General features: G+C 69.4%; 9 protein-coding genes. 5 read left to right on the top strand and 4 right to left on the bottom strand.

All coding sequences use genetic code 11. From position 1 onward, the window contains the following. Position 1 precedes the first annotated feature (1 nt). The 3 genes from LTH93_RS04110 to LTH93_RS04100 all read right to left on the bottom strand — a co-directional run bounded on the left by LTH93_RS04110 (position 2) and on the right by LTH93_RS04100 (position 3,857). Positions 2-691, bottom strand: a complete 690-nt coding sequence (locus LTH93_RS04110; protein ID WP_241470155.1) for a TenA family protein — start codon at positions 689-691, stop codon at positions 2-4. A 48-nt stretch (positions 692-739) separates the two neighbouring features. Continuing rightward, on the bottom strand, positions 740-1,987 hold the full coding sequence (locus tag LTH93_RS04105; protein ID WP_241470154.1) for an MFS transporter: 1,248 nt from the start codon (positions 1,985-1,987) through the stop codon (positions 740-742). A gap of 220 nt (positions 1,988-2,207) precedes the next feature. Next, positions 2,208-3,857 (bottom strand): phosphotransferase, encoded by a 1,650-nt coding sequence (locus LTH93_RS04100; RefSeq protein WP_241470153.1) that lies wholly within the window; start codon positions 3,855-3,857, stop codon positions 2,208-2,210. Between the two features lie 168 nt (positions 3,858-4,025). Here LTH93_RS04100 and nudC point away from each other — a divergent pair, with 168 nt between their 5' ends. Continuing rightward, complete coding sequence (gene nudC / locus LTH93_RS04095) at positions 4,026-5,108, top strand: NAD(+) diphosphatase (protein WP_241470152.1); 1,083 nt, start codon at positions 4,026-4,028, stop codon at positions 5,106-5,108. Then, positions 5,105-7,297 carry an ATP-dependent DNA helicase UvrD2 gene (locus tag LTH93_RS04090; protein ID WP_241470151.1) on the top strand — a complete coding sequence of 731 codons (2,193 nt, stop codon included), beginning with the start codon at positions 5,105-5,107 and terminating at the stop codon, positions 7,295-7,297. Before nudC ends, LTH93_RS04090 begins: the two co-directional genes overlap by 4 nt. A gap of 7 nt (positions 7,298-7,304) precedes the next feature. Here the strand turns inward: LTH93_RS04090 and LTH93_RS04085 are convergent, their stop codons facing one another. Next, the gene (locus LTH93_RS04085; RefSeq protein WP_241470150.1) at positions 7,305-7,844 is read right to left on the bottom strand and encodes a M48 metallopeptidase family protein; all 540 of its coding nucleotides are present in this window, start codon (positions 7,842-7,844) and stop codon (positions 7,305-7,307) included. A gap of 73 nt (positions 7,845-7,917) precedes the next feature. Between LTH93_RS04085 and LTH93_RS04080 the strand changes: the two genes are divergently transcribed. From LTH93_RS04080 to LTH93_RS04070, 3 genes are all read left to right on the top strand, one after another. Then, complete coding sequence (locus tag LTH93_RS04080; protein WP_241470149.1) at positions 7,918-8,958, top strand: hypothetical protein; 1,041 nt, start codon at positions 7,918-7,920, stop codon at positions 8,956-8,958. Between the two features lie 178 nt (positions 8,959-9,136). Next, positions 9,137-10,681 (top strand): zinc-dependent metalloprotease, encoded by a 1,545-nt coding sequence (locus LTH93_RS04075; protein WP_241463884.1) that lies wholly within the window; start codon positions 9,137-9,139, stop codon positions 10,679-10,681. A 52-nt stretch (positions 10,682-10,733) separates the two neighbouring features. Then, a complete protein-coding gene (locus LTH93_RS04070) occupies positions 10,734-11,825 on the top strand; it encodes a YlbL family protein (protein ID WP_241470148.1) in 1,092 nt (363 codons plus the stop codon). Positions 11,826-11,832 lie beyond the last annotated feature (7 nt).

The raw sequence follows: 11,832 nt of genomic DNA, 5'->3' as shown, positions 1-11,832 counted from the left end.
CCTAGGACGAGTACGCCGCATCGAAGAAAGCCCGTTCGATCGCGACAATCCGCTTCCACCGTGCGACCAATCGCGCGCCGTCGTCGGACTCCAGCGGCGGGGCCACCCTGTTGAGCTCATCGATCAGGAATTGGGTCCACGCCCGGAAATCCTCGCCCCGGTGCAGGTCGATCCAACCCCGGTGCTTCGCCTCCTCAGGCAGCGGCAGATCGCGCTGGCCCCAGTCCAGATACAGCCACTCCGCGATCACCAGCACCACCAGCAGGTCCGCGTAGTCCCGGGACCGTGCCACCTCCCACATCTGCGCGATGAACTCCGCCGTGGGAGCGGCAAGCTCCGGACTGTCGACATCTGACGCGGGCACTCCGAGCTCGGCGAAGCTCTGCTGGAAGTACCCGTCCTCATCGGCGGCGAGCATGCCGAGCTGCGCGGCGAAGCGCAGACGGGCCGGCTTGGAATCAGTGGTGGCCACGCAGGCGCCCAGCATCGCTACGAAGGCGTCGAAGAACTGATAGTCCTGCACCAGGTATCGAGCCAACACCTCATCGCTGAGCATCCCGGCGAACAGCTCGTCGATGAACCGATGATGCACCGAGGCATCCCAGTGCTCAGCCGTGGCCAGCCGCAGCTGTCCTGCGAAGCTGTCCGCGGCGACGTCGGCGGTCGTGGAGAACGTGGTGGGGGAGCTCATGGACTCAGCCTACGGGCCTCACGCAGTGGGCTGAGGAGCAGCAAGCGCTCAGATCGCGACGCGCGGGGTCTTCATCTTCCGGGTCAGGTGGATCGCGTAGAGCGCCACGATGACACCCAGCACGGCGGCTCCGGCGCCGACATAGCTCGGGGCGCGGAAGCCCATCTCGGCGGCGATCACCTGGCCGCCCACCAGGGCGCCGAGCGCGTTGGCGGCGTTGAACGCGGAGTGGTGCAGCGAGGCTGCGAGCTGCGGTGCATCCGGGGCGGTGTCTATCAGGTGGGTCTGCATCGACGGGCCCAGCGCGCTGGCCGAGAGGCCGACCAGGAACAGGAAGATCAGCATCAGCACCGGGATGTGCGCGGTGTAGGCGAAGAGCACCATGAACACCGCCACCAGGGCCATTGCGACCACCACGGTGCCCAGCACGGACTTGTCCGCCGCCCAGCCGCCTACGAAGTTGCCGACCACCATGCCGGCACCGAAGAGCCCCACCACCCAGGGCAGCGCGCTCTCTGGGAAGCCGGTGACCTCGGTGCTGACCGGGGCGATGTAGGAATAGAGCGCGAACATCCCGGAGAAGCCGACCACGGCGAGCATGATGCCCACCCAGAGACGCTTGTTCTTCAGGCCCTTGATCTCGGAACGCATCGTGGCCTTCGCCGGAGGCATCTGCCGCGGCGCGTAGCGGGCCACCGCGACCATGGTGATCAGCGCGAGCACGATCACCGAGATGAACATCCAGCGCCAGCCGAACTGCTGACCCAGCGCGGTCACCACGGGTACGCCGAGCACGTTGGAGATCGCCAGACCACCCAGGACGACGGCGATCGCACGGCTGCGCTTGGCAGGGCCCGCCATTTCGGCCGCCATCAGCGCAGCCACGGCGAAGTATGCGCCGTGGGGGAGTCCGGAGAGGAACCGGGCGATCAACATGATCTCGTAGTTCGGTGCGAAGAAGCTCAGCACATGGCCGAACACGAAGACGCCCAGCAGCAGCAGGGCATAGGCCTTCCGCTCCCGTTTGGCGCCCAGGATGGAAAGTATGGGCGCGCCGATGACCACACCTATGGCGTAGGCGCTGATCAACATGCCGGCCTGCGGGATGGTGATGCCGAGATCGGCGACGGCCTCAAGCTGGAGCCCCATGATCGCGAACTCGGTGACACCCACGGCGAACCCGCCGATGGACAGTGCCACGATCGCCAGCGCCACCTGTCTGCGGGTGTACTTGGGCTTCGCGGGGGTCGCGCTCGGAGAGGTCGTGCCTGCTGAGGTCTGTTCCGCCGTGGTCATATCGTCATCCTGTGCTGCAGCCGGTCAATGGTGGGGTGCACCTGTCAGAGCGCGCGTGGAGCCTGCCAAATCCGAGAAGCCGGGAGAAGACACTCATCCGACAACTGCGCCACGGCGGGGATCATTCCCGGGGCGGCGCCGCACCTCGACGTTGAGGGCCTGACGTGCAGGGGTCCTGGACAGGCCTCTCCTCGGCGGTGAGGAGGCCGAACCAGGAGAATCAGGCGGTCGGTGGGCGCAGGCCCGGGTGCCGCTGATAGATCGACTCGTTCCCGCCCTCGGACTCTTCCGGGGAAGGGGCGGAGTCGGCAGACTGTGGTGAGTCCGGGGACTCAGGTGAATCGGGAGATTCGCCTTGCTCCGAGGAGGTTGCTGTTGCCGGCTGCACGGGGGGCATCGGCTGCGCAGCCGGCACAGACTGCGCAGAGGATGTCGACTGTGCCGAGGCGGCGGACTGGGCAGACTCGGCGGAACGTGCCGACTGGGCCGAAGATGCAGACCCCGTGGAGGCCGCCGAAGTCGCCGAGGCGACCGCGGGGAAGAAGTGCTTATCCTTCGCCCGACGCTCCGAGGCCTCATCGGGGTGGATCGGGAGGTCGCCCTCGTCCTCCTCATCGAAGATCACGTCGGGAATGGGCTCCTCGGCAGGGGGCTCGTTCGCGATGACCGGAATGGAGCCGGTGGGCTCATCCCCGGGCAGCGGGCGGGGCGCGAACGCCGGGACCTCGCCGGTGGCGCCGGCGTCCTCGGTGAGGTCTTGGTGGTGGCTGGTCTGGGTGGCGCCGGCGTCGGTGATGACGGCGGGCTCGTCGTCGTCCTCGCCGGAGTCCGCCCACTCGCCGGTGTCGGCCACGGTCGCCGCGGCACCAGCGCGGGCCACAGGACGGGAGTCCTGTTCCTCGGCGGGCGCGGCGGGTTCATCGCCCGCCACCGGGGTCAATGCGATCGGCTGTCCGCCGTAGGTCTCGATGTCTGTCTTGAGCTGTTCCAGGAGACCCCTCGCCTCCGCGATCATCTCCGGGTTCTCACTGGCGTGCCCGCGGACCAGCCACTGGGCCAGCGCGAACTCCGCGGTCAGGGCGGCGCGGCGCATCAGGTGCTCGTCGACCTCGCCGGTGCGGTGGCGGCGGTAGGCGGCGAGGACCTTCTCGGTGAACTCGGCATCCCCGGCAGCGGTGAGCCAGGCGAAGTCATCCGCCGGATCGCCGCTGTGCAGGTCGGTCCAGCCGGTGACGGCCATGACGCGCTTGCCCTCGATCAGCAGTGAATCCTCGTGCAGGTCCCCGTGGGTGACGGCGGGGGTGAAGCCCCAGAGCTCGCGGTCCTCCATGGCGTGCTCCCAGCGGCGCAGCAGCAGGGCCGGGATCTCCCCGGTGGTGGCAGCCTGGTCCAGTTCGTTGAGTCGACGCTGGCGGTATCGCTCGGCGGAGTATCGGGGCAGGTCGGCGTTGTCCACCACGGCCTCGTCGAGGTCATGGATCGCGGCGATGGTGCGCCCGATGTCCTCGATGACGGCCTGCGGCTGCATGGAGAGCTCGCTGAGCTCCAGCGAGGTGCCGGGCAGGTGGTTGTAGACGAAGGTGCGCATCTCCCCGCGGCGCACGGCGCCGGCGACGGAGGGGACCCGGAAGGGCAGCTCGGCGCGGATGCCGGTGGAGAAGCCGCGCAGCACCTGCAGCTCGGTCTCCAGGCGCATCGCCGCTTCCTGGTGCTGCGGAGAGCGGATCCTCCAGCGGTGACCTTCAGAGTCGATGACGACGGCGGACGTGAAGTCGCGGGCGTCGTCGGCCGCCGCGGCCACGCCGGTCGGGGAAAGGCCCGGCACTGCCGCGGTCGCCAGGGCCGCAAGTTCCATCGATGTCCATCGCACGAGGACCAGCGTATGGGGTCAGACCCCATACGCGCGGCCGGGCCACGCTGAATTGATGAAATCACACGGGATTGGCACTCATGCGGTCCTCTCGGTGCGGCGATCCTCACTGTCCACATAGGTCCTGCGGGTGCTCCCCGCGGTCTCGGGCCCGGTACGGTGGAGGATATGCATATGCACCTCCGGGACCCTGGTGAAGGCCTGCTCGTCCTGCCCCAGGACGGGGCCCGGATCGACCGCCTCGACGCCCAGCGCAAACGCCCCGAATGGCTCAGCGAAGTCTGGGCCACCCCCGGCACCCGGGTGCTGCGCCTATACGGCCGTCGCGCCCGGCTCAGTGGGAACCGGCTGGACTACGAAGAGGCGACCGGCCCGCTGCCCGAGGGTGCTGTGGCGCTCGGTGCCGTGGATCCCGCCGAGCTGCCCGACGGAGCTGCCAGCAACGGTGTCTCCGGCAGCCGCGGTGGCGCGGCCGCGCTCGTTCACGTGGTCACGGTGGCGCACCCCAAGCCCGCCGATGAGCACGTCGCCGCCGGGACCACCGGGACCACCTGGGCTGACCTTGCCTTCGCCGGATCTCAGCTGACCCCGCTCGACGCCGCCCTGCTCACCCAGGCGCTGGCGATCACCGCCTGGCATGTCGGCACCCGCTTCTGCGCCTCCTGCGGAACCGCCACCGAGGTGGAGGTCTCGGGCTGGCGCCGGGTGTGCCCCCACTGTGGGGCGCAGACCTTCCCGCGCACCGACCCCGCCGTGATCACCGCAGTGCTGGACTCTGATGACCGGATCCTGCTGGGCTCGGCCCACCGCTGGGACACTTGCCGCTATTCGACCTTCGCCGGGTTCGTCGAGGCCGGGGAGTCGGTGGAAGCGGCACTGGCCCGTGAGATCGAGGAGGAGGCCGGCGTCGTCGTCTCCGATATCCGCTATATGGGGTCACAGTCCTGGCCCTTCCCGCGCTCGCTGATGCTCGGGCATTTCGCCGTGGCCTGTGATCCCTCCGTGGCCCGGCCCGACGGCGACGAGATCCGTGACGTCCGCTGGTTCACCCGCGCAGAGCTCACCGAGGCGGCCGAGGCCGGGGAGGTCACCCTGCCGACCCGCTCCTCGATCTCCCGGGCGCTGATCGAACGCTGGCACGGAACATTGATCAACGCGGTCTCCGATGCCCAGCCGCGCCCGGCCCCCAGCCGCGCGAATACTGGCAGCACAAACGGCCGGCCCGGTCAGCGAGGACAGCAGCCCCGATGAGTCAGCCCGCCTTCTCCTCCAGCTCCTCCACCGGACACACGCTCTCCGCCACCCAGCTGGCCGCCGCACCGCCCGAAGCGATCCTCGACGGACTCGACGAGGAACAGCGCCTGGCCGCCTCCACGCTGAAGGGTCCGCTGTGCATCCTCGCCGGGGCCGGCACCGGCAAGACCCGCGCGATCACGCACCGGATCGCCTACGGCGTCCGCGCCGGGGTCTATGACCCGCACCGGCTGCTCGCCGTGACCTTCACCGCCCGCGCCGCCGCCGAGATGCGCTCGAGGCTCAGCGCGCTGGGCGCCCCCGGGGTCCAGGCGCGCACCTTCCACGCCGCCGCGCTGCGCCAGCTGCAGTACTTCTGGCCGGTCGCCATCGGCGGGACCATGCCGCAGATCCTCGACCACAAGGTCCGGCTGCTCGCCGAGGCCGCGCGCCGGCTGCACGTGACCACCGACCGTGCCGCGCTGCGCGACCTCGCCAGCGAGATCGAATGGGCGAAGGTCTCCACGCTGACCCCGGAGTCCTACCTGGAGGTCGCCACCGCCGAGGGCGCTGGCCGGCCCGCGCCCGGGGGAGTGGACCACCGCACCTTCGCCAAGCTGTATCAGTCCTATGAGGACGTGAAGCTGGACAAGCACCTGATCGACTTCGAGGACGTGCTGCTGCTCAACGTCGGCATCCTGGAGGACGATGAGCGGGTGGCCGCCCAGGTGCGCCAGCAGTACCGCCACTTCGTGGTCGACGAGTACCAGGACGTCTCCCCGCTGCAGCAGCGGATGCTCGACCTCTGGCTCGGTGGACGCGACGAGATCTGCGTGGTCGGCGACGCCGCCCAGACTATCTACTCCTTCACCGGCGCCACCCCGGACTACCTGCTCGGCTTCAAGCGCCGCCACCCCGAGGCGAACCTGGTCAAGCTGGTCCGTGACTACCGCTCCACCCCCGAGGTGGTGAAGCTGGCGAACTCGCTGCTGGCCGACCGCACCCGAGAGACGGTTCGCCTCACCGATCCGGCGCCCTGGCCCGAGCCGCTGCAGCTGATCTCGCAGCGCGAGCGCGGCCCGGTCCCGAAGCTGATCCAGCACGCCGATGACGACACCGAGGCCGGGTGGATCGCCTCCGAGATTAAGGCGCTGCAGGAACAAGGGGTGCCGCTCTCCGAGGTGGCCATCCTCTACCGCACCAACGGACAGTCCCAGGCCTTCGAGCAGAGCCTGGCCACTGCCGGGATCTCGTACCAGCTGCGCGGCTCCGAGCGGTTCTTCTCCCGCCGGGAGGTCCGCGAGGCGCTCGCCGCCCTGCGCACCTCCTCACTGGTCGACGACGCCGGGGACACGGTGTCCAAGAGCGTGCGCGACATCCTCTCCTCCCACGGCTACTCCGCGAAGGCCCCCGAGGCCACCGGCGCGGTCCGCGAACGCTGGGAGTCCATGGCGGCTCTGGTGGGGCTCGCGGACCAGCTCTCCACCGAGCGCGAAGACTTCACCATGCGCAGCTTCATCACCGAGCTCGAGGAGCGCTCCGCCGCGCAGCATGCTCCCACAGTGGAGGGCGTCACGCTGGCCTCGCTGCACTCGGCCAAGGGCCTGGAATGGGAGGCGGTGTTCCTCGCCGGACTCTCCGAAGGGCTGATGCCGATCACCTTCGCCAAGACCCAGAAGGAGGTCGACGAGGAGCGCCGGCTGCTCTACGTGGGCATCACCCGCGCACGGAAGTTCCTCTTCCTCTCCTCCGCGGCCTCCCGGCACACCGGCGGCCGCGGCCGCCGCACCCCCTCGCGCTTCCTGCGCCCGCTGCGCAAGGAGATGGGCATCGAGGAGCCGGGCCGGAAGATCATCCCCTCGGCGGGCGGGCTGAGCCCCAACGCCGCGGCGCGCAAGAAGAAGGCCTCCACCTGCTCGACCTGCGGGAAGATCCTCACGGTGGCCACCGAGGTCAAGCGGCGCCGCTGCGAGAGCTGCCCCGCCCGCTACGACGAGGCGCTCTTCGAGAAGCTGCGCGCCTGGCGCAGCGACTACGCCAAGGAGCTCGAGGTGCCCGCCTTCGTGATCTTCACCGACGCCACCCTGGAGGTCATCGCCGAGCTGAAGCCCACCTCGGACGCGGAGCTGCTGAAGGTCCCCGGCATCGGCGAGCGCAAGCTCGAGAAGCACGGCGACCGGCTCCGCGAGATCCTCAAAGAGGTCTGATCAGGGCTCAGTCGGCGTGGTGGTCGGCCCAGCTGACGCCGGCAAGGAACGCATCGGCCTCGCCGGTGCGCGGATACTTCGCGACCAGTGCCTTGAAGCTCGGCCCGTGCCCGGGCTCGATCAGATGCGCCAGCTCGTGGACCAGCACCGAGTCCTGCACCCAGACCGGCATCTCACGCAGCCGCGAGGAGAGTCGGATGGTCCCGGTGGTCGATGTCGTGGAGCCCCAGCGCTGGTGCTGCTGGGTGGACCAGCTCACCGCCTCCGGCTGCGGGACGCCGTCCAGATAGCGGGCCGAGAGCGCGGATGCCCGTGCCAGCAGCTCCTCATCGCTGCGCGGTCGCCGTGCCGCGCGGCGGCTGAGCTTCTTCTGAAAGGCTCGGGCGTGGTCTTCGATCTCGCGCTGACTCAGCCGCACGGGAACCCGGAGGCGCAGAGTCCCCGCCACCTGATCAGCCGAGATGGTCCGGGTGCGCCGAGCCGAGCGGACCACCAGCACCTGCTGGCCGTCCACCGTGATCTGCTGCTGAAGCTGCCTCGACGCCATGAGAAGGAGCCTAGCCCGGCCCAAGACTGTGGAAAACTCAGCCCGACCATCCCGGCCTTGGCACGATAGGGAGATGGATCCTGGGACACTGCCCGCGGAATGGAAAGACGTCTTCGTGCTCGATGCGCGCACCATCCAGCTCGGCGCCGGTGACCGCGCCGTGCGGATCATCGGCCCTGCCCGGCAGACCCTGAAACGCCTGCAGGAACCGGTCAGCGTCACCCGCGGCCAAGAAGCTGCCGACGACGGAGACTCCTGTCCCGAGCAGGGCTGCCCGCGCCCCGCCGAGGGCTGCCCGCCCACCGCCGCAGCGGCGATCCGGGTGCAGGCGCGACGCCAGCTGGCGGCGGTGCTGATCGATGGGCTGCCCCGCCCGGCTGCGCTTCTCGCCGAGCAGCTGACCCGCCTGCCCCTGGGCCTGCTGCTGCTGCGCGACGATCATCTCGTCGACCGGGCCGACGTGGCGGCCGGGTATCCCGCGGCCGCGGTGGGCCTCACCCGCGCCGTCGCGGTGCGCCGGTCCTGCCTGCGGCAGGACCCCGAAGCAGCAGTCATCACCTGCTCGGCGCCCGCCCTGCAGACCTCGGCGTCCGCCGCGAACACCTCGCTCCCGATCCCGCACATCCCGCCCGCGCTGCCGCAGGAGCCGGTGGACATCCAGGTGATCTTCGCCTGGCGCGCCGTCGCCCCGGCGCGACTCTCCGCTGCAGCCACCCGGGCCCAGCTGGTGCTGCCGGTGGTTCGGCACCCGCTGGGCACGGGCCCCGACCAGTGGCAGATCGGTCCGCTGCTCAGCCGCGACCACGGCCCCTGCCCGCAGTGCCTGCAGCTGCACGGCGCCGCAGCAGACCCGCACTGGGACACCGTGCAGACCGCGCTCGCAGGACAGCATCCGACCGCGAATCCGCCCCTGGATCAGGAGGACCCGCAGTCTGCGACGGTGGTGGCGAGCCTGCTCGCCCGCGAGGTCCAGCTCGCCATCGATGGCGAGGTCACGCCGCAGACCGCCTCGCGGATGATCGGTCTCTCCGCCTCGACCGGGAAGCTCAGCCTGGAGCAGGTGAGCCCACACCCGGAATGCGCCTGCCGGCTGAACACCCCCGTCTCCGGGTGATGAGGGCAGGGATCAGAACAGGCGAGCAGGACAGCTGAGAAGCGGCAGCCCCACCGTCAACATCACAGCCCGACTTCATCCTGTGGCGAACTGACCGCGCCCATACAGACATCACCGAGCCGCGCTGGATACGCTGGAGTCTCTCAGGCCGAACCAGGATCACCACAGGGAGCGTCCGATGAGCCAGAACAACTCCGGCAGCAACGACCAGGGCAACGGGGAAGACCCACGTGACCCCATGGAGGAGTTCTTCAAACAGCTCTTCGGCGGGCAGATGCCCGGGCAGACCCCCGGTGATGACGCCGACAAGGACGACGCCGCCAAGCGCGGCCCCAGCATCGGCTTCACCGGCACCCCCGGCGCAGGTGGCGGTGCAGGCGCCGGTGATCAGGGCGGAATCCCCGGCCTCCCTCCCGGATTCGACCCCTCGCAGATCCCCGGCATGGCCGATATGAACCCGCAGATGATGCAGCAGATCATGGGACAGGTCCAGTCCATGTTCTCCGCCATGCAGAACCCTGCCGACGAGGACAAGGGCCCGGTCAACTGGTCCATGGCGCGGCAGGCCGCACGCCAGGCCGCCGCCGGCGATGACCCCAGCGTCTCGGCCGCCGAGCGCAAGGAGATCGACGACGCCCTGCGCCTGGCGGACATGTGGCTCGACGGGGCCACCACCTTCGAGACCGCCGGGCAGATCGGCCAGGCCTGGTCCCGCGCCCAGTGGGTCGAGGAGACCTTCGACTCTTGGAAGCGGCTGACCGAACCGGTCGCCGAATCGGTCTCCAAGGCCCTCGGCAGCGCCATCAAGGACCAGCTCGGCGAGGAAGGCTCAGGCCTTCCCCCGGAGCTCGAGTCCATGATGGGCGGAGCCGGCGCACAGCAGATCACCGGCATGATCGAGTCCATGGGCGGCATGGCCTTCGGCATGCAGCTCGGCCAGGCCGTGGGCGCACTCGCCAAGGAGGTCGTCTCCTCCTCGGACACCGGACTGCCGCTGGCCGGCAACACCACCGCGCTGCTGCCCAAGAACGTCCGCGAGTTCAGCAAGGGCCTCAGCGTGGACAAGCGCGAGGTGCTGCTCTACCTGGCGCTGCGTGAAGCCGCCCGGATGCGCCTGTTCAACAACGCCCCCTGGCTCGAGCAGGACCTCTTCAACGCCGTCGGCCAGTACGCCGCCGGGATCCACATCGACATGGACCGGATCGAAGAGGCCGCCAGCCAGATGGACCCGAACAACCCCGAGGCGATGAACTCCATCCTCGGTGAGGGCCTCTTCCCGGAGGAGCGCACCCCCATGCAGGAGGCCGCGCTGAAGCGCATCGAGACCACCCTGGCGCTGGTCGAGGGCTGGGTGGACGACGTCGTCACCCAGGCCGCCGAGCACCTGGAATCGCTGTCCCGGCTGCGCGAGACGATGAACCGCCGTCGGGCCTCCGGGGGACCGGCCGAGGACACCTTCGCCGCACTGGTGGGACTGGAGCTGCGTCCCCGCCGGCTCCGCGACGCCGCCGCCCTCTGGGCGCACCTGCGCGAGACCGAGGGGATGTCCGGACGCGATGACGTCTGGGGCCACCCCGATGTCCAGCCCGACGAGCAGGACCTCGACGATCCGACCGGATTCCAGCAGCGCCGCGCGGAACGTCAGGAAGAGACCGCCAAGATCGACGAGGAGCTGCAGAAGCTTCTCGACGGCGGATACGACGGCAAGTCGCCGGGGGCCTGACGTCATCTTCCGGTGCGGCTGGTCACAGATGAGATGATGAGTGACGATCATCATGACTGAGCACACCCCGAAACCGAAGAGGCTGAGTCTGCGGAGAAGCCTGCAGGCGGCGGCCGGCACGTCAGCGCTCATCATCGGACTGCTCAGCCTGCTGCTTCCCAGCCCCTACCTGGTGGAGAGCCCTGGCCCGATGTTCAACACCATCGGCGAGATCGAGGACCAGGCCGTCATCTCCGTCAACGGAGAACCGACCTACCCGACCGAGGGTTCGCTGAACCTGACCACCGTGTTCGTCGCCGGGGCACCCACCTCCACGGTGCGCGTCCCGGAGGCCGTCACCGGCTGGCTCAGCCCCGGAACCGACATCCAGCCGCACGAGCTGATCTACCCCTCCGGCACCACCGCCGAGCAGGTCCAGCAGCAGAACACCGCCGCGATGACCAGCTCCCAGGATCTTGCGGTGGCTGCGGCCCTGGAGGAGCTCGGCATCGGGTATGACCAGGAGCTCTCCGTCATCGACTTCACCGCCGAGGCGGTCCAGGTCGGCACCAACGAGCAGCTCCAGCCCGGGGACCGGGTCACCGCGGCGGCCGGGAGCTCCATCACCGGACTCGAGGGGCTGCGTGACGCAGTCAACACCGCCGCAGGTCAGCCGGTAGCATTGACAGTGCTTCGCGATGGTGAGGAGCTCGACTACGAGGTCCCCACCTACCAAGAAGCGGATGGCGACTACTACGTGGGAATCATGCTCGAGAACGAGTTCGCGTTCCCGGTGGAGGTCGACATCCAGCTCGACGGTGTCGGCGGTCCCAGCGCGGGGCTGATGTTCACCCTCGGCCTCGTGGATTCCATGACGGAAGAGTCCATGACCGGCGGGGAGAACTGGGCCGGCACGGGCACGGTGGACCCGGACGGCACGGTCGGGCCCATCGGCGGGATCGCCCAGAAGGTCGTCGGTGCACGCTCCCAGGGGATCGAGAACTTCCTCGTCCCGGCAGCGAACTGCGCCGAACTCGACGGGCGGGTGCCCGACGGGCTGTCGACCTACGCGGTCGATGACGTGTCCGAAGGTCGCGCGATCGTCGAGGCGGTCCGCGACGCAGACGAAGACTTCCTCGCGGGGCTCGAGCCCTGCGGAAGCTGAACCGGTG

Origin of the sequence: Nesterenkonia sp. DZ6 (assembly GCF_022565835.1) — a bacterium.
In the GTDB taxonomy this organism is placed as follows: Bacteria; Actinomycetota; Actinomycetes; order Actinomycetales; family Micrococcaceae; genus Nesterenkonia.
Note: the sequence above shows the minus strand (reverse complement) of the source record. Positions and strands in the feature narration are given on the sequence as shown.

Coding starts and splice junctions, on each gene's coding strand:
- LTH93_RS04110 (WP_241470155.1), bottom strand. CDS start 691: ATGAGCTCCCCCACCACGTTCTCCACGACCGCCGACGTCGCCGCGGAC.
- LTH93_RS04105 (WP_241470154.1), bottom strand. CDS start 1,987: ATGACCACGGCGGAACAGACCTCAGCAGGCACGACCTCTCCGAGCGCG.
- nudC (WP_241470152.1), top strand. CDS start 4,026: ATGCATATGCACCTCCGGGACCCTGGTGAAGGCCTGCTCGTCCTGCCC.
- LTH93_RS04090 (WP_241470151.1), top strand. CDS start 5,105: ATGAGTCAGCCCGCCTTCTCCTCCAGCTCCTCCACCGGACACACGCTC.
- LTH93_RS04085 (WP_241470150.1), bottom strand. CDS start 7,844: ATGGCGTCGAGGCAGCTTCAGCAGCAGATCACGGTGGACGGCCAGCAG.
- LTH93_RS04080 (WP_241470149.1), top strand. CDS start 7,918: ATGGATCCTGGGACACTGCCCGCGGAATGGAAAGACGTCTTCGTGCTC.
- LTH93_RS04075 (WP_241463884.1), top strand. CDS start 9,137: ATGAGCCAGAACAACTCCGGCAGCAACGACCAGGGCAACGGGGAAGAC.
- LTH93_RS04070 (WP_241470148.1), top strand. CDS start 10,734: ATGACTGAGCACACCCCGAAACCGAAGAGGCTGAGTCTGCGGAGAAGC.